We start from the raw sequence: 17,659 nt of genomic DNA on the forward strand, positions 1-17,659 counted from the left end.
ATAATTTGTATGCGTGTTATCGCTTTTTCAGGCTGACAAGTTAAAATAGGCGTTTTTTATACTGTTGGCTGTCATGATTAGACATTTATATTCCCTGGTGCTACTGATTTTATGTCCATTCATCGTGCTGTATCTGTACCTTATCAGAGGAAAAAAGAACCCGCTGTATAAAGCGCATTTTTGCGAACGATTTGGCTTTACTCCCTCAATCCGCACAAAGCATGCCGTGGTCATTCACTGCGCTTCCGTCGGGGAAGTACTGGCCGCAGCGCCCCTTATAAAAGCGCTGTTAGAAGAACACCCTGAAGCACCTTTTGTACTTACCTGTAACACCCCCACAGGTCGCGAACAGCTTAATCAGCTGTTTGACAACAGTGCACATGACATCACGATTTGCTACTTACCTGTCGATTTTGCCTTTGCAGCCCGGCGCTTCGTCAGACGAATTAAGCCCAGAATCTTATTAGTACTGGAAACTGAGCTGTGGCCGAACCTATTTTATTACGCCAACAAGGCACATTGCCCGGTCGCCGTCATCAATGCCCGCCTGTCTGAAAAATCTTTGATGGGATATCAAAAAGTGGCGTCTCTGAGCCGTTTTTTGATGGCTCAAATCAGTATGCTGGCGAGCCATAATCAGGAAGATGCCGAGCGTTTTATTAAGCTGGGACTGACGCCAGACAAAGTCACAGTAACGGGCTCAATTAAATTTGATATCGCCCTGGATAACGCTCAGCAGGACAAGATTGAGGCCATAAAAACACAGCTCGGCGCACGACCAGTGTGGGTTGCAGGCTCTACCCACCCCGCGGAGCATGAACAGGTTTTAACAGCCCACCAGCAACTATTGACCCACCAGAGCGATGCTCTGTTGATCATAGCGCCCAGACACCCTGAGCAGTTCGATAAAGTTGCCACTTTAATTGAAACACGAGCACTCAGCTACAGTCGTCGCAGCCAGAATTACACGCCGTCATCACAAGTCTTGCTGGCAGACACACTGGGCGAACTAAAGTTGTTATACGGGTGTGGGCAAGTTGCCTACATTGGCGGCAGTCTGATTGAGCGAGGCGGCCATAACCCACTTGAAGCGGCGGCCTGTTCGGTCGGTGTACTGACTGGACCACACACCTATAACTTTGCCCATATTTATCCTGAACTGTTTGCGCTGAAAGGTGCCATTGAAGTAGCGGATCAGCAAGCGCTGGCCGATACTTTGCTGGTTTACTTGCGCTCACAGCAAAGTGCAATGGAATTGGGCAAACATGCAAAAGCGTGTCTGACACGCAATCAGGGCGCCATTGCACGCAGTATTACTATGATCAACTCTCTTTTGGGAAAATAAATGCACCATATTGCCGTCAAAGCGATGCAAAACTGGGTCAGCTCAGTCATTGTAAAATACAACTTCTGCCCGTTTGCCCGCAAAGAAGTGGAACAAAACGCAATCCACTACCGAGTTTGCGCGTCACAAAAACCCGAAGATGCCGTGATGGATATGCTAGATGAATGTCAGGCACTGACTGAGAACCCGGCGCGGGAAACCAGCTTGCTCATTTTTACTGAGGGTTTTACCGATTTTGATGCATTTTTAGATTTGGTAGACCTGGCAAACGCACTGTTAGTTGCCCAAGGCTATGAAGGCACCTTCCAGCTCGCCAACTTCCACCCGGATTATGTTTTTGCAGAGTCAGAGCAAGATGATCCGGCCAACTACACAAACCGAGCCCCTTATCCGGCTTTACATGTGATCCGCGAAGCCAGTATGGCTGAGGCACTGGAAAGCTATGATGATCCAGAGTCTATTCCGGATAACAACATCAGGCTTGCACGCCGAAAAGGTGCGGCTTTCTGGCAACAACTGTTACGTCAATGCCATCAAACAGATTAACAGTCAGGGCGGAGAATTCCGCCCTGAATGCTATTTTTTAACCCACTTTCCATCGACTTTTACGAAGTGGCCCGGCGCCGTTTTCGCAAATGTTTTCTTGGCAGCCATGGCTTCAACCTGACTCAGGCTGATGCCATTTTTCTTAGCAAGTTGCTGGTACTTCGCCTTGCGTTTACTGTTTACTTCTTTCACCAGCTTTTTCACTTCACTACTACCCTTGATCACGCCCAAATAACCCGCTGCGGTCTCCCCCACTAAGCCCTGTGACTTAGCATCGTCCAGAGTAATGGCAAATACCGAAAAGCTCATACAAGCGGCGGCAATCGTGGTCAGTAACTTAGATGCGTTCATGATCTGGCTCCTTAGAATAATTCACTGTCATCGCTGAACAGATCGTCCAGCTCTTTGTCGACTTTAACACGGATCTCGTGGTCAACTTTGACGTTTAAGTTGATGGTGATAGGCTCTTTGGTCTCTACCTGCACTTTATGCGTACAAGCCGACACCAAAAAAGCAAACACCAAAGTTAGCATCCATTTCATGCTGAGTTGCTCCTATTGGTTTAACGCTTTTTCCACTGCCTGAGTAATTTCATCACTCAGACGCAACGCCCTGAACAGGGTATAAATATTCTCACTGTGCGTATAATTAAAATTCACAGGTTGTTGTTTCTGTTTGTTTTCGCCAGCAATTTTTACAGCCAACTCCAATTGGCCATCTTGTGACATATTCACATCGGCACTTAATGTTTCAATACTTAACTCGTCCAACATATCGAATACAGGCTGCAACTCCGGACGCTGAGACTTTAACGCATTAAATGAAGCATTGTCCTCTACTTTCAACATACTATCTACTATGTTACTCAGGTACCCATCGCGGATCTCTGCCTGCCCATTGTGAATAAACACAGGTAGTCTGCCTGAAACCTGGCCATAAAGCTCAACTCCGGCCTCACGGCCAGCTTCAGAGATCAGCATCAAATCCAGATCGCTGGCCGTCACTAAAACTTCCTGATCCTGCTTGTCGAGTAAAACCTGCTCAGCCGCGAGCTGGCCACTGAAAATATTGGCGCTAAATTGACGCAACACAAGCAAGTTGTTGTCTGAAGTTATCTGACCTCGCACGTCTGTCAACACTGGCCCTGACCGTACCTCAGTAATACTCAGTGGTGCGGGCTCTATCATAAGCTCCCCCGCATGCCACTTGCCCTTCAGTGGCAATTCAAGTCCAGATACGTAGTGATGATCATACAAAAACGAGGCATCACCGACACCTATTTCGAAGTCAAAAACCTGACGCGACAATTCACCTGAAATACTGGCACTGATCAGGCCCTCTTCTATTTTAAGTTTAGGCACAACCTGGCTGGCCACAGACTGAATCGCCCCCAGGCCATGCTCACCCAGTGTCAGAGTAAACGGCATTAACCCGGCTTCAAGACGATGTGTCAGTTGTAGTTCTAGACTGTCGTGCGTCAGCTTGTGAGTAAGCGCCAACTGCTCTACACCTTTGATGTCGCCTTCGCTGTTTAGTTCTACATCTCTAAGCACCAGCTGAGGATGTGCCACCAGCTCAATGGTCGAGTTACCCTTGAGTTTACCAACAGGTCCCTCAGGTCGAAGCATACCGCTAAAGCCAAGCTGTTGATGTAACTCTTTGCCCCGTACATTCTCGCGCTTGAACGAGCCAACCCGAATATCCGCGTTTACGTTAGCCGCCAGCGAGGCATCAATATCACCATGGCCAGACACGCTCAGATTGCGTCCCTGAACCCCATCAATCTGATATCGCTCTGCCTCAGCGTCAAGCTGCCATTGCAATTGTTCAAACGGTGTCTGTTGCGTTTTAATATGACGCTCGCTCATCGCGAATAGGGCTTGGGCCGACACAGAGGTAGTTAACTTGTCTAGCATCATTACTTCCGTCACGACAGACTGAGCCTGTGGTTTTGCTGTGATGTTGAGCATCAGTTGTTCGTTCACTTTGCCCTGCAATGAGAAATCACTGCGCATGCTCAATGCCTGCCAGTTGATGGGGAGCTCCTCAGGTGCCTGCGCAAGCTCAAAAGTCACGATGCCCTGACTTTCCAGTTGTGTCCCTGCGAGCAGAAAGTCGACTTGCGCATCCAGCAACTGAAATGCCTCACTGTGATGCGACACCATCAGTTTGCCCTGCATCTGCTGCTCAGGCAGCTGATAGACAAACTCACTCAAGGTGACTGTGCTAACGTGCGCAACATCCTGTACACTCAAAGCAGGTAGTGTAAGAGTCTGTGCGTTGATTATCACTGGCTCTGATATACGCGCTTGCCAACGTCCGGACCAAATGCTGTTTTTCCAGTCTTGTGGCAGCTCAGCCAGCAACGCCTGGCACTCAGCGACGGCCAAATCAACAGGCAGCTGACGCAAATCCAGCGTTGCGCGCTCGTCTGTAAAGTCCCATTGCCCGGTAGCCACCCCATTGACCTGAATCTCGGGCTGGCATTGAGGTAGGGCATAGTTCAATGTGCTCTGTAACTGGAGATCAGCGTTGATAACTTGACCGTTGAACTCGGCTTCAATTTTGCCAGTCAGTGCCGACACGCTCACAGGGAGTTTCGCCTCACGCAAAAACCTCTGTACAGCGGGACTGGATAACCTCAGTGCCGCATGTAGCTTTGTATCACTCAGGGCAAGGTCGGCTTGCATATCCCCGTCAATGGTAAAGGCGAAATCACCTGTTTGCTTCACGCTTAAATTCAGTGACTCAGGTAATAATGGACTGGATACGGTGAGCTTCTCAACCTCAACTGTGGGCATACCTTCAGGTAAATCAAGCTGTAACGGGGTAGGAGAATAAGTCACCTGGGTGTTGTCATCAGTCTGGGTTTGCTGATGAATCACCCTCATGTTCCCCACCAGAAAATGGTCGCCATCAAAGGTGGCGTTACTGAGTTCAACAGATACGGCTTCACTGCGCCAGCACATGCGCTCTACTGCAAGCCTGTCCCAACTGTCTACTGACCAGTCCAGACACTCAAGCAACCCCTGCTCCTCGGTCAGTATCTGTTTACCAATCGTGAGCGTCAGTGGCACGCGAAAATAATAAACAGTGATCCCAATTGTAAACAGGGCAAATAACAGAATAAGAAAAAAGCGCCGCATCGGTACCTGGTATTCAGTGAAAACTGGCTTAAGTGTAAGGGATCTTGCTAACGATGTAATGTTTGCCCAGGTAAGAAGATGTTAAGTTCGCAAAAATCTCTTACAAATAGGTCATTACTTCGTCCTCTAACGGCTTTACAGCTTACCTTTGCGCTTGAGCTCTTCGAGTCGTTCACGCTCTGCAAGGATCATTTTAATCATATTAACGCGAATATCAGCTTCGAGTTGCTTATACTCTGAAAGCTGCTGCTCCAGCAGTGCAATTTCATCCACTTTAGTACTGTCACGATATTGTTTTAAGCCAATATGCTCAACAATCGCCCCATCCGATGAGGCTTCTGCTTCTGCATGTTCCTGCACCTGAAGGTGGCGCTGCTGCACAGATTGCATTAGCTTGTTGAGCTGAACCTGTAGCTTACGGATAAATGCCTGGATCTGCGCCATGGCTTTCTCCAGCTCCTCATAATCCTCTTTAAATACCGGATTGTCTTCTTTGTACTGACCCGCCTCGTCATCCAGCTCTTGTGACAGCAAGGGGGGAACGGTATCAACCTCGTCGCGGTTTTGTGTATCCACATTTACCTTAACATCAGCCACTTTGCCGCTGTTATTACGCACTTGCGCATGCGATATTGGCTTGCCTGGCGAAGCGCTACCTGGATGTGCTTGTATGTCCATACTCACTCCTTGATTGTCATTATTGGTCTGCAGGCACCGTTCTGCGCCCGGAAGTACCTCTAATTCAACCATTGTATCGGTATTTACATAGAAAACTTGAGGAGAGAAAGTATACGGGATGAATAATACCAAACCATGAACATGGTGATGTAACAGACAACAAAAAAGCCACCGAAGTGACCTTTTTCAAAAGTTATAATGTTCTCAATTAACTCACGTTCTTACGTGCGTTACGGAACATGCGCATCCAAGGGCTGTCCTCTTCCACTCTTGTCATGGGTATCGCTGCCAAGAGTTCGCTTTCTTCAAGCAATAAAAAAGGCCATCGAAGTGACCCTTTTCAAAAGTTAAAATGCTCTCAATTAGCTCACGTTCTTACGTGCGTTACGGAACATGCGCATCCAAGGGCTGTCCTCTTTCCACTCATCCGGGTGCCAAGAGTTCGCTACTGCACGGAATACACGCTCTGGGTGTGGCATCATGACTGTTGCACGACCATCAGTTGATGTAATACCAGTGATCCCTTCTGGTGAGCCATTCGGGTTGTTCGGGTATTGCGTAGTCGGCTTACCAAAGTTATCCACGTACTGAACGGCTACAGTGCCAGACTCAAGTGCTGCTTTCACTGCTGCGTCGTTGGCAAACTCAGCATGGCCTTCACCGTGTGAGACTGCGATTGGCATACGAGAACCAGCCATGCCCTGGAAGAATACCGACGGGCTTTCTTGAACTTCTACAAGGCTGAAACGTGCTTCAAAACGCTCTGACTTGTTGGTTACAAAACGTGGCCAGTGCTCAGTACCTGGGATAAGCTCTTTCAGAGTTGATAACATCTGACAACCGTTACACACACCTAAACTGAACGTGTCTTGACGTTCAAAGAAGGTTTGGAACTGATCGCGTGCCATGTCATTGAATAGAATTGACTTAGCCCAGCCTTCACCCGCACCCAGTACGTCACCGTAAGAGAAACCACCACATGCTACAAGGCCTTTAAACTCTTCTAGTGTTAAGCGACCTTCAAGGATGTCACTCATGTGTACGTCTACTGCTGCAAAACCTGCACGGTTAAATGCGGCGGCCATTTCAACGTGTGAGTTAACGCCTTGCTCACGCAAGATAGCCATCTTAGGCTTAGCACCTGTTGCAATGTAAGGTGCAGCAACGTCTTCATTTAAATCAAAGCTTAGTTTCACGTTAAGACCTGGGTCTTTTTCGTCAAACTTGGCATCAAATTCTTGCTTAGCACACTCTGGGTTGTCACGAAGTGCCTGCATCTTATATGTGGTTTCAGCCCAAATAGTACGTAGTTCAGTACGTGTATTTGCCAGTACTGCTTCACCGCCACGGTTGAAGATTACTTTGTCTTCCGTGTTTAGTGCACCGATAGTGTGGCTGATTGTTGCAAGGCCATTGTCAGCAAGAATTGCTTCAACCGCAGCCAGGTCATCGTTACGAACCTGAATAACGGCACCCAGCTCTTCGTTGTAAAGTACTTCGATGTCAGAACCAACTAAGCTATCAAGGTTTACCGTGACACCGGTGCGACCTGCGAATGCCATTTCAGCAACGGTTGTGAATAGACCACCGTCTGAACGGTCGTGGTAAGCCAGTAGCTTCTCATCCGCTACAAGAGCTTGCATCGCGTTGTAGAAACCTTTTAATAGCTCAGGGCTATCTACGTCAGGCGTCTTATCACCAAGCTGCTTGTAAACCTGTGCAAGGCTTGATGCACCCAGTCGGTTTTGACCTGCACCTAAATCAACTAAGATCAGGCTTGATTCGCCTTTATCAGTGCGAAGCTGAGGCGTTACCGTTTTACGAATGTCTTCAACACGGCCAAACGCAGTGATGATCAGAGAAAGTGGTGCTGTTACCGCTTTGTCCTCACCCTCGTCTTGCCAGGTGGTTTTCATCGACATTGAGTCTTTACCAACCGGAATAGTTAGACCCAGCGCCGGACATAGCTCTTCACCTACTGCTTTAACCGCTTCGTAAAGACCTGCGTCTTCACCTGGGTGACCTGCAGCTGCCATCCAGTTTGCAGATAGCTTGATATTTTCAAGACCACCAATGTTTGCGCCAGCAATGTTAGTGAGCGCTTCTGCTACTGCCAAACGTGCAGAAGCACCGTAGTTTAGAAGTGCCGCAGGTGTGCGTTCACCCATTGACATTGCTTCACCGTGGTAAGTGTCAAACGCAGCTGCTGTCACAGCACAGTTTGCTACCGGTACCTGCCAGGGGCCAACCATTTGGTCACGTGCTACCAGACCTGTCACCGTACGGTCACCAATCGTGATAAGGAATGTTTTCTCAGCGATAGTAGGTAGACGAAGTAAACGCTTAGCCGCTTCTTCTACATCGATGCTGTCAGTGTTAAGGGCTTCACCTTCGACTTTCTTCGACTCTACGTCACGGTGCATCTTAGGAGCTTTGCCAAGTAGTACTTCAAGCGGCAGGTCTACTGGATTATTGTCGAAATGACTATCCGCAACAGTTAAGTGACGCTCTTCCGTTGCCTCACCGATAACTGCGTATTGTGCACGTTCACGCTGACAGATTGCTTCAAAGCGGTCAAAGTCTTCAGCAGCTACGGCCAGTACATAACGTTCTTGAGATTCGTTACACCAGATCTCGTGTGGTGCCATGCCTGGCTCATCGTTCGGGATGTTACGTAGCTGGAATTTACCACCACGACCACCGTCATCTACCAGCTCAGGGAATGCATTAGAAAGACCACCTGCGCCCACATCGTGGATAAACGCGATAGGGTTTTCGTCACCCAGCTGCCAACATTTGTCGATCACTTCCTGACAACGACGTTCCATTTCTGGGTTTTCACGCTGTACAGACGCAAAATCCAGTTCTTCATTTGACTGGCCAGATGCCATTGATGATGCAGCACCACCACCCAGACCGATGTTCATCGCCGGACCACCCAGTGCAACTAGCTTAGCACCGACAGGGATTTCACCTTTTTGTACGTGCTCAGTACGGATGTTACCCAGACCCCCTGCCAGCATGATTGGCTTGTGGTAACCACGTACTTCTTCACCATTGTGGCTGTTCACTTTTTCTTCGTAAGTACGGAAGTAACCAAGCAGATTAGGACGACCAAATTCGTTATTGAACGCCGCGCCACCCAGAGGACCATCGATCATGATATCGAGTGCATTAACAATGCGACCGGGTTTGCCGAAGTTGCTTTCCCACGGCTGCTCGAAGCCAGGGATTCGCAAGTTAGATACCGTAAAACCGACCAGGCCCGCTTTTGGCTTAGAACCACGGCCTGTCGCACCTTCGTCGCGAATTTCACCACCAGAGCCCGTTGATGCACCAGAGAAAGGGGCAATCGCGGTTGGGTGGTTGTGGGTTTCAACCTTCATCAGGATTTCAATGTTTTCCTGATTGTAGCTGTACTCACCGTCTTTATTTGGGAAGAAACGACCCGCTTTTGATCCTTTCATTACCGCAGCGTTATCTTTATACGCAGACAGTACATTTTCAGGGTGCGTTTCGTATGTATTTTTGATCATTTTGAACAGCGACTTAGGCTGCTGTTCACCGTCGATTGTCCAATCGGCGTTGAAAATTTTATGACGACAGTGCTCAGAGTTCGCCTGTGCGAACATGAACAGCTCGATGTCGTTCGGGTTACGCCCTAGTTTTTGGAAATTCTCTACCAGGTAATCAATTTCGTCATCCGCCAGAGCAAAGCCTTGTTCAACGTTTGCAGTAGCAAGTGCTTCACGGCCACCGCCAAGAATGTCAACTGAAGACATTGGGCGAGGCTCTTCAACGCGGAATAACTGACCGGCATCTTCCAGTGAACTGTGTACTGACTCTGTCATGCGATCATGTAAAAGTTTGGCTACCTCATCGATCTGCTCTGCACTCAGTGCGCCCTCGACATAGTAAGCAATACCACGCTCAACGCGGTGTACTTTATCCAAGCCACAATTATTGGCGATGTCAGTGGCTTTCGATGCCCAAGGCGAAATCGTACCAATTCGCGGTGTGACTAAAATCAGGGTTCCTTCAGGCGCATGTTCGGCAATGGTCGGGCCGTACTTTAAAAGCTTGCTCAGCTTGTCCAGTTCAGACTCAGAAAGTTCCGCTGTCAGATCAGCAAAATGCATGAACTCAGCATACACACCAGTCACTGGTAATTGCGCATCGTTACAGCTTTTAAGGATTTTTTGAACTTTGAAATCAGAAAGTGCAGGTGCACCACGTAGGATCAACATAGGTATTTTCATCCGGGGTTAAGGATTGAACGATATTTTGGGCCGCTATTATAGTCGATTTGCCCTCCTTATTTAACTCAAATTTAGCAATTATCGAAAAAAAGCCCCTTCACAAAAGCGCCGTTAATTGCGAGCATGGAGCGGTCTGTCACTCTCATTTGACCAAGGAGCCAAAAGTCACTTATGCGTTTGCTTTCCTCTGTGCTGGTACTGTGCTGTTTATTGCTAATGAGCAGCTGTGAAAAAATGCCCGCCACTCAATTACAACAGATCAAAGCGCAGGAAGTGATCCGCATTGGCACCCTGGTGGGACCCGCGACCTTTTATCAGGGCATTGGTGGTGAACAGGGGTTTGAGTACGAACTGGCTGAGCAGTTTGCCAATGAGCTCGGCGTTGAGTTGCAAATGGTGCCTTTTTTCAGCCTGAAAAAACTGTTCGAACGCCTGCAAAGTGGCGATCTGGATATGGCTGCGGCGGGACTTAGCTACCACCCTCAGCGTGCTGTCCATTTTCGTTTTGGCCCCAGCTATCGGGAGATAAGCCAAAAATTGGTCTTTAAACAAGGCAATACCCGACCACGCAACTTTGCCCAGTTAACTGGGCCTGTCACCGTTTTAGCGGACAGCCATCATGTGATCTCTTTGCAGGCGGCACAAAAGCAGTACCCTGAGCTTAGCTGGCATGAAGTCGATGACCGGGATCAGGAAGAGCTATTGCAGGGGATCATCGACGGTGACATACAATACACAGTTGTCGACTCGCACTCGCTAGCCCTGTTCCGACGTTACCACCCCAATGTCAGCATTGCATTTTCCGTCACTCAGGCCGATCCGGTTTCCTGGGTGCTGCGCAACGAAAAAGACGACTCTTTATACGCACTGCTGCCGCCATTTTTTGCCAAGATGCAACAATCTCAGCAACTGGCCGCACTCGAAGAGAAGTACTTTGGTCATGTCAGGCGCTTTAATTACGTCAACACTCTGGCTTTTGTCGAAGCGAGTAAAACCACGCTGCCTAAATATCAGGACTGGTTTATGCAATACGCTGAGCAGCACCAGCTGGACTGGCGCTTACTCGCCGCACTGAGCTATCAGGAATCGATGTGGAATCCCAGAGCCAAATCGCCCACCGGTGTACGCGGGATCATGATGCTCACACAGCGCACAGCCAAACAAGTTGGCGTAACGCACAGACTCAAACCAGAACAAAATATTCGCGGTGGCGCCCGCTACTTACGAAAACTCATTAATCGCATCCCCAAACAGATCGGTGCACCAGACAGAACCTGGTTTGCGCTTGCAGCGTATAACGTTGGGTGGGGTCACGTGAATGATGCACGCAAACTCACGATGCGTCAGGGGGGCAATCCAACTAGCTGGGCAGAGGTGAAAAAACGACTACCACTGCTGACTAAAAAGCGCTACTATCGAGAGACAAAATATGGATATGCGCGCGGCGATGTGGCAGTAACCTATGTAGATAATATTCGCCGGTACTACGACGCCCTGATCTGGTTGGACGAAAATGGGGCCCTTCAAGTCAATACAGACTCAGAGCAACCAACCCAATGATCGACAAGGCGCTATGGTAAGTATCCGGTACGCTATTCAGAGTATGTCATCAAGTTGACACACGAATACGCTATAGCTGTCGCGCGTAGTTGTTCTCTCACTAAAAATGGAGGTTACGATGCTAAGAAGACGTCGAACTCATCAGTTTAAACGTAACACGCGCAACACGAATCCAAATCGTCGCCGTATTATGTTACGCAACATCAACCGTAAGATATTATTACGCCGCCGCATCTATGCACTGATCCAGATAGCGGCAGACGAAAGAGCGGCTCAATCCTGAGCTGCTTGGTCGTTTGACCCCGCTTGCCTGGCTTTTTTCTGCGCCTTGATCTCTTTGCGCCGACGCCGAAAAAATGCTGATAACTTCTCGCCACATTGCTCGGCTAATACCCCGCCGGTCACCTCAACTTGGTGATTCAGTTTCGGCTCCTGCAGCAAATTCATGATTGACCCCGCAGCCCCCGTTTTCGCATCCGAGGCACCAAACACCACCCGTTTAATTCGGCTATGTACCAGCAAGCCAGCACACATAGGACATGGCTCCAGCGTGACATATAAAGTGCAATCTACCAGACGATAATTTTCGATGCGCTGACCTGCATCCCGGATCGCCAGCATTTCCGCATGGGCCGACGGATCGTGACAACAAATAGAGCGGTTCCAGCCCGCGCCAACCAGCTCACCGTCTTTTACCACAACGGCACCAACCGGGATCTCATCTTCCTGCTCGGCCTTGTCGGCATACTCCAATGCACGCTGCATCCAATAAAGATCTTGCTGTTGTTCGTCCACCTAAATGCTCCTGGGTACAAAATGGGGGATATTCTAGCGTATTGTCGCGAACTGCGCACTGTGACAGTTATATTGCTAAAATTAGCAAATTGCCATGGCTCAATGACATCAATTTAAGCTATAATTCGCCGCTTTTTTTATTTGACGAGCTCAACACACACGGGTAAAACATGAAATTTCCGGGCCGCAGAAGACATAAACATTATTTTCCAGTCGAAGATAAAGACCCTATAATTAACCAGTTACATGTCGTTGATCGACTTAAACGCAACTACATTTGTGGGATAGACCAAATTGTAGTAGACATCGAAGCTAAGGTCGATCAGGCCTTCCTGGATGAGTTTGGGTTGCAACGCGGTATGTCTCAAGTGATAGACAATGATGTCACCAATGCGCTTTACGATCGCCTGAAACGTGATGACATGATTGACTATGAATTTGCTGGCGGCACCATTGGCAACACCATGCACAACTATTCAGTGCTGGCTGATAGCCGCTCGGTGTTACTGGGCGTCATGAGCGAAAACATCCAAATAGGCAGTTATGCCTATAAGTTTTTGTGCAATACCTCCAGCCGGGTCGATCTCGATTATCTGCAACCCGTTCCGGGTCCCATCGGCCGCTGCTTTACACTGATTGACGACAGTGGCGAGCGGACCTTCGCCATCAGTGCCGGCATGATGAACCACCTTAAACCTGAGTCTATTGACAAGTCATTGATTGAACACGCCTCAGCATTAGTGATCAGTGCTTATCTGATGCGTACTTCAGGTGAAGAAACTATGACTCAGGCCACCATGCAGGCAGTGAAATATGCCAACGATGCCGGTGTGCCAGTGGTATTAACACTGGGCACTAAGTTCCTGATTGAGCAAGATCCGACCTGGTGGGCAGAGTTCGTTGAAAAACACGTCGACATTCTGGCCATGAATGAGGAAGAAGGCGAAGCCATCACTGGTTTTGACGACCCGTTGCTGGCCGCTGACAAAGCGCTGGACTGGGTTGATTTAGTGATCTGTACAGCCGGACCTAAGGGCCTGTTTATGGCCGGTTACGTGGATGATGAGAAGAAACGCGAAACCGAGTACCCGCTGCTGCCAGGCGCTATCCCTGAATTCAACCAGTATGAATTCTCCCGGGCAATGCGCCGCAGTGCGTGTAAACAGCCAATCAAGGCGTACAGCCATACCGCCCCTTACATGGGTGGCCCGGATACCATTAAAAATACCAATGGTGCCGGAGATTGTGCATTGGCGGCAGTCTTACACGACCTGTCGGCGAACGTCTATCACAAGCTCAACGTGCCAAATTCAGCCAAACATGAGCAGCACGCCATTACCTATTCTTCACTGGCACAGATCAGCAAATATGCTAACCGCGCCAGCTATGAGGTATTAGTACAGCACTCACCACGCCTGTCGCGTGGCTTGCCAGAGCGCGAAGACTCGCTCGAACAAACTTACTGGGACCAGTAAGCAAAAACGGGAGCCATGGCTCCCGTTTTTTGTGTCTCACTGTCACCTAAAATAATGCGGTGCCCAGCTTTTCAGCCAGTAACTCAAGCGCCGCAATACCCGCAACGGAATTACCGACTTTATCGAGCCCCGGTGACCATACCGCCACCGTAAAGCGACCCGGTGCGACGGCAATGATGGTGCCCGACACCCCGGATTTGCCCGGCATCCCCACCCGATAAGCAAAGTCTCCGGCAGCATCATACAAACCACTGGTAAACAGCAAAGAATTAAGCTGCTGGGTTTGACGTGTACTTAGCACCTGCTGACCACTTTGCTGACATACTCCGCCCGTTGACAGATAAGAAAATGCCCGTGCTAGTTCGCAGACATTGAGCTCAATGGCACAAAAATTAAAATACGACCACAGCACCTCTTCCACCTGATTGTCAAAGTTACCAAATGATTTCATCAGGTAGGCCATGGCGGCATTGCGATAACGATGATCATACTCGGATTGCGCTACCAACTTATTAATAGCCACTTTTGGATTCGCTGTATGACTACGGTAACTTTCCAGCATAGTGTGGATAGGCGCACTCAGGCGGCTGAACAAGGCATCACAGGTAACAATGGCTCCGGCATTAATAAAGGGATTACGGGGAGTGCCATTTTCAAACTCAAGCTGAGTGAGGGAGTTAAATGCGGTGCCCGACGGCTCTTTACCCACCCGCTGCCACAACTCATCCCCATAACGCTGTAACGCCAGCGTCAAGGTCATGACCTTAGAGACAGATTGAATGGTAAAACGGCTATCACAGTGGCCGGCACTGAAGGTCTGTCCGTCGGCAGTGTGCAGTGCAATGGCAAATTGCCCCAGTGGCTGCTCAGCCAGCGCAGGAATATAATCAGCGACCTTTCCCTGGTGGGACAAGGGCTGAACCTGCTGTGCAACGTGTTGCAAAATAGCCTGATAATCGGGCGAGGCTGTTGTCATAAAAACGGTCATCATCTCAAAAAGCACAATAGCGCGAGTGTAACAGATCTGTGGCCACAAAAAAGCCGCACAGAACAGTGTCTGTGCGGCTTTTTCTTGATACCAGTTGGCCCGGCTTACTTGGTAAACAGCTCTTTGATATTGGCCAAATCTGATTTACCAGCGATCAGCTCATCCGGCGTTAAACCTGATAATTCGTGCGGGAACACCAGCCATTCGTCCGACTCGTGAATAAAGTAATCCGGCGTCATAGGAACTTTTTTATTGGTCGGCTTGTAATATGGACAGGCGACACGAATGTCTTTTGGCAGGTTCAGACGCATCAGCTCTTCGAGTTTTTCACGTAGTGCATAAATACTGCGGCCCGAGTCAAACACATCATCCACAATCAGCAACGAGTCACCCGCATTAGCGTTTTCAACAATATAGTGTAAGCCGTGTACCTTGATCTCTTTCGACTGCTTGCCAATGCCATAGTAAGACGAGGTGCGCACGGCGATATGATCGGTTTCTATGCCTTTGTAATCATAATATTCCTGAACTGCAATCCCGATAGGCGCGCCACCGCGCCAAATGCCGATAATAAAGTCAGGACGAAATCCATCTTCATAAACCTGAGCGGCCAGTCGAAATGAATCTTCAAGTAATTGTTGCGCCGTGATATAGCACTTGTCAGACATACAAACCCCGTGTCATTGAGCAAAGAACACCGCGCAAACCTGTGTTTTTAAAGTGCCGCTACAGACACCACAGCAATCAGCACGGCTGAGAATAACGTATAACCGAGTATTTTAGCTGAGTCGAAAAAAAATTGCTTGCGCTAGCGCAGTTTTTTTACAGGATGATGAATCTGAGAAAGGCTTGTTTTCCCCACTTACCGGGTTTATAACTCTATTCAAATATACTGAAGGAAACACTCATGAGCCAACTAACCCAGTTCAGACTGCTGGCCGACTATAACCAATGGATGAATCAAAAAATTTATCAGGCAGCTACGCGCCTGAGCGAAGAGGCATTAAAACAAGAGCGAGGCGCTTTTTTCGGCTCAATATTTGGCACATTAAACCACCTTGTGGTGGCAGACATTATCTGGCTAAAACGGTTTGCTTCAAACCAGGCGGGCTCCAGCGCTCTGCAATCCATATTGGAACAGCCCAATCCCACCAGCCTGGCCCAGTGCCTTTTTCAAGACCTCTCGCACCTGACTACACATCGTCAATGGCTCGACAAACAAATTTTGTGTTTTATTGATGAGCTGCAGGAGTCCGATTTGGGTACCATCCTGACTTACCGCAATACTAAAGGTATCGGCTTCAGCAAACCTCTAAGTAGCCTGCTGATGCACTTTTTTAACCACCAGACTCATCACAGAGGACAAGTTACAACTCTGTTTTCTCAACTGGACGAAGACATAGGTGATACAGACCTATTACTGCTCTTTGACGATGTCAACATCTAGGTATACCAGACCTTGTCCTGACAACTTCAAACCACTTTACCCTGTTTGATTCGCTATTTTGGGTGTCCATCTGCCAAATCGGTGCTATCCAGACTGAACGGCAAGACCACGACTTCTTTATGACATTGCCGTCAAGTTATTACATTTAGATACATGAATAAAACTAATGTAATTTTGGAATTAATACATTGTGTTTAAATTCCACAAAATGTACCCTAATCAGGTTCTCTGTGACACTACAAAATCAATAAGGAAAATGAATGAAACATACCCTACTGGTAGCGGCAATTACGGTGGCCCCATTTGCCGCAAACGCTGCTAAAACAATTTCTTCCGGCTCCTATGGCCACACTCAAGAACAAGGCAAAATCGCTGCAATTTCTGCACTTGAGCGACAAGCAAATGGTAACCCACTGTCCAACGTGCGCACCAGTTGCCGCTCAACTAATTATCCACTCCCCTGGTATTGTACTGCTACCGCACAAGTTGCAACGCTCTCTTTTGGCAGTGACAGCTATGAAATGTGTGGCCGCTCACACAGTAAAAGCGATACGGACGCCCGGTTCGAAGCCGCAATTGGTCGAAAATTTTGTGACAGCAACAAGCAATCAACTTATCGCTCAAATTTTGCAGTCAATGAAAGTAGCTTTGCCGGCAGTGCGTGTGATTACACGTCACCGAAAGGACGATTGTTCAACAGTATCTGGTTACTGGACAACGCTGATAAATCAGGTGACAACTCAATTTTAGGCTGGGCCTATCACGAATCACAAAAAGACGTTCACAACACCCATTCAATTTGTGACGAGAGTGTCTTTGCCAGATTTAAGTGGAAGAAAAAGTTCTACAGCTGGGAATGGGTAAAACGTTCAGAAATGAGCATCAGCCGCCCAGCCCTGTACGATCAGGATGTGATTGGACGAGCTGCAACACTTGTACACGAAGCCAGGCATATGGACAAATCACATGGTAGCGCCGGCGGTGCGTGCAGCGGCTCAAGCTGTGACCCCAACTGGAGCTATAACGGCTCAAATACTTATGAAGCTTTATGGTTATGGTGGTTTGCGGTCAATGCTAACGATGCAACCCCGGCAATGCGGGCCAGTGCTGAGCAACAGGCAAACTACACAATCAATCGCCGCTTCGTTACACCGCCATCGTATCATGCAGACAAAGATGCTGAAATCATCAATAAATCAACGGCATCTGGTTTAAGTCGCCCTATAGAACCATCAAACACAGTAACCTTCACCGCAGCAGGCGGGGTAGAATCAACGGTGCGCTCACAAGCAACATCTGGCTTTGTGAATAAATATGGTAAACAACCAACTAAAGTTGAATGCCGTCACAATCCACATAACATGGGACCTCCTCCGTGGATCTGTGTCGCGACAGGCCCTAAATAACGCTCGTTTTAACA

Annotated in this window: 15 protein-coding genes; 7 read left to right on the plus strand and 8 right to left on the minus strand. The window is 48.5% G+C overall.

Features of this window, described 5'->3' with window-relative positions; translation table 11 throughout:
* Positions 1-73 precede the first annotated feature (73 nt).
* Entirely contained in the window at positions 74-1,345 is a 1,272-nt protein-coding gene (gene waaA / locus IY568_RS00650; protein ID WP_194866525.1) for a lipid IV(A) 3-deoxy-D-manno-octulosonic acid transferase, read from the plus strand.
* Entirely contained in the window at positions 1,346-1,891 is a 546-nt protein-coding gene (locus IY568_RS00655) for a DUF1415 domain-containing protein (RefSeq protein WP_138536209.1), read from the plus strand.
* Positions 1,892-1,921: 30 nt separating this feature from the next.
* On the opposite strand, the gene IY568_RS00660 is transcribed toward IY568_RS00655, so the two are convergent.
* The 5 genes from IY568_RS00660 to purL form a co-directional block, all read right to left on the minus strand.
* Positions 1,922-2,242 (minus strand): YdbL family protein, encoded by a 321-nt coding sequence (locus tag IY568_RS00660; protein ID WP_010383031.1) that lies wholly within the window; start codon positions 2,240-2,242, stop codon positions 1,922-1,924.
* Between the two features lie 11 nt (positions 2,243-2,253).
* Positions 2,254-2,433, minus strand: a complete 180-nt coding sequence (locus tag IY568_RS00665) for a YnbE family lipoprotein (protein WP_194866526.1) — start codon at positions 2,431-2,433, stop codon at positions 2,254-2,256.
* A gap of 12 nt (positions 2,434-2,445) precedes the next feature.
* Positions 2,446-5,037, minus strand: coding sequence for an intermembrane phospholipid transport protein YdbH family protein (locus IY568_RS00670; RefSeq protein ID WP_194866527.1), 2,592 nt, complete (start codon positions 5,035-5,037; stop codon positions 2,446-2,448).
* 135 nt (positions 5,038-5,172) lie between these two features.
* On the minus strand, positions 5,173-5,715 hold the full coding sequence (locus tag IY568_RS00675) for a hypothetical protein (RefSeq protein ID WP_194866528.1): 543 nt from the start codon (positions 5,713-5,715) through the stop codon (positions 5,173-5,175).
* A gap of 362 nt (positions 5,716-6,077) precedes the next feature.
* On the minus strand, positions 6,078-9,962 hold the full coding sequence (gene purL / locus IY568_RS00680) for a phosphoribosylformylglycinamidine synthase (RefSeq protein ID WP_194866529.1): 3,885 nt from the start codon (positions 9,960-9,962) through the stop codon (positions 6,078-6,080).
* 183 nt (positions 9,963-10,145) lie between these two features.
* Between purL and mltF the strand changes: the two genes are divergently transcribed.
* Positions 10,146-11,534 (plus strand): membrane-bound lytic murein transglycosylase MltF, encoded by a 1,389-nt coding sequence (gene mltF / locus IY568_RS00685; RefSeq protein WP_194866530.1) that lies wholly within the window; start codon positions 10,146-10,148, stop codon positions 11,532-11,534.
* Positions 11,535-11,652: 118 nt separating this feature from the next.
* Positions 11,653-11,817, plus strand: a complete 165-nt coding sequence (locus IY568_RS00690; protein WP_010383038.1) for a hypothetical protein — start codon at positions 11,653-11,655, stop codon at positions 11,815-11,817.
* On the opposite strand, the gene tadA is transcribed toward IY568_RS00690, so the two are convergent.
* Complete coding sequence (gene tadA / locus IY568_RS00695) at positions 11,808-12,329, minus strand: tRNA adenosine(34) deaminase TadA (RefSeq protein WP_194866531.1); 522 nt, start codon at positions 12,327-12,329, stop codon at positions 11,808-11,810. The genes IY568_RS00690 and tadA overlap by 10 nt on opposite strands.
* 170 nt (positions 12,330-12,499) lie before the next feature.
* Between tadA and IY568_RS00700 the strand changes: the two genes are divergently transcribed.
* Complete coding sequence (locus IY568_RS00700; protein WP_010383041.1) at positions 12,500-13,804, plus strand: inosine/guanosine kinase; 1,305 nt, start codon at positions 12,500-12,502, stop codon at positions 13,802-13,804.
* Between the two features lie 46 nt (positions 13,805-13,850).
* On the opposite strand, the gene glsB is transcribed toward IY568_RS00700, so the two are convergent.
* Both glsB and IY568_RS00710 read right to left on the minus strand, forming a co-directional pair.
* Complete coding sequence (gene glsB, locus IY568_RS00705) at positions 13,851-14,780, minus strand: glutaminase B (RefSeq protein ID WP_194866532.1); 930 nt, start codon at positions 14,778-14,780, stop codon at positions 13,851-13,853.
* Between the two features lie 116 nt (positions 14,781-14,896).
* The gene (locus IY568_RS00710) at positions 14,897-15,460 is read right to left on the minus strand and encodes a phosphoribosyltransferase (RefSeq protein WP_046003029.1); all 564 of its coding nucleotides are present in this window, start codon (positions 15,458-15,460) and stop codon (positions 14,897-14,899) included.
* A gap of 239 nt (positions 15,461-15,699) precedes the next feature.
* On the opposite strand from IY568_RS00710, the gene IY568_RS00715 reads away from it, so the two are divergent.
* Together IY568_RS00715 and IY568_RS00720 are read left to right on the plus strand one after the other, a co-directional pair.
* A complete protein-coding gene (locus IY568_RS00715) occupies positions 15,700-16,239 on the plus strand; it encodes a DinB family protein (protein ID WP_194866533.1) in 540 nt (179 codons plus the stop codon).
* A gap of 260 nt (positions 16,240-16,499) precedes the next feature.
* Positions 16,500-17,645 (plus strand): hypothetical protein, encoded by a 1,146-nt coding sequence (locus IY568_RS00720; protein ID WP_194866534.1) that lies wholly within the window; start codon positions 16,500-16,502, stop codon positions 17,643-17,645.
* The last annotated feature ends 14 nt before the right edge of the window (positions 17,646-17,659 follow it).

Origin of the sequence: Pseudoalteromonas sp. PPB1, assembly GCF_015356275.1 — a bacterium.
In the GTDB taxonomy this organism is placed as follows: Bacteria; Pseudomonadota; Gammaproteobacteria; order Enterobacterales; family Alteromonadaceae; genus Pseudoalteromonas; species Pseudoalteromonas rubra_D.

Excerpts from the sequence above, each read along its gene's own strand:
- waaA (WP_194866525.1), top strand. The coding sequence starts at position 74 with ATGATTAGACATTTATATTCCCTGGTGCTACTGATTTTATGTCCATTC.
- IY568_RS00655 (WP_138536209.1), top strand. The coding sequence starts at position 1,346 with ATGCACCATATTGCCGTCAAAGCGATGCAAAACTGGGTCAGCTCAGTC.
- IY568_RS00660 (WP_010383031.1), bottom strand. The coding sequence starts at position 2,242 with ATGAACGCATCTAAGTTACTGACCACGATTGCCGCCGCTTGTATGAGC.
- IY568_RS00665 (WP_194866526.1), bottom strand. The coding sequence starts at position 2,433 with ATGAAATGGATGCTAACTTTGGTGTTTGCTTTTTTGGTGTCGGCTTGT.
- IY568_RS00670 (WP_194866527.1), bottom strand. The coding sequence starts at position 5,037 with ATGCGGCGCTTTTTTCTTATTCTGTTATTTGCCCTGTTTACAATTGGG.
- IY568_RS00675 (WP_194866528.1), bottom strand. The coding sequence starts at position 5,715 with ATGGACATACAAGCACATCCAGGTAGCGCTTCGCCAGGCAAGCCAATA.
- purL (WP_194866529.1), bottom strand. The coding sequence starts at position 9,962 with ATGTTGATCCTACGTGGTGCACCTGCACTTTCTGATTTCAAAGTTCAA.
- mltF (WP_194866530.1), top strand. The coding sequence starts at position 10,146 with ATGCGTTTGCTTTCCTCTGTGCTGGTACTGTGCTGTTTATTGCTAATG.
- IY568_RS00690 (WP_010383038.1), top strand. The coding sequence starts at position 11,653 with ATGCTAAGAAGACGTCGAACTCATCAGTTTAAACGTAACACGCGCAAC.
- IY568_RS00700 (WP_010383041.1), top strand. The coding sequence starts at position 12,500 with ATGAAATTTCCGGGCCGCAGAAGACATAAACATTATTTTCCAGTCGAA.
- glsB (WP_194866532.1), bottom strand. The coding sequence starts at position 14,780 with ATGACAACAGCCTCGCCCGATTATCAGGCTATTTTGCAACACGTTGCA.
- IY568_RS00710 (WP_046003029.1), bottom strand. The coding sequence starts at position 15,460 with ATGTCTGACAAGTGCTATATCACGGCGCAACAATTACTTGAAGATTCA.
- IY568_RS00715 (WP_194866533.1), top strand. The coding sequence starts at position 15,700 with ATGAGCCAACTAACCCAGTTCAGACTGCTGGCCGACTATAACCAATGG.
- IY568_RS00720 (WP_194866534.1), top strand. The coding sequence starts at position 16,500 with ATGAAACATACCCTACTGGTAGCGGCAATTACGGTGGCCCCATTTGCC.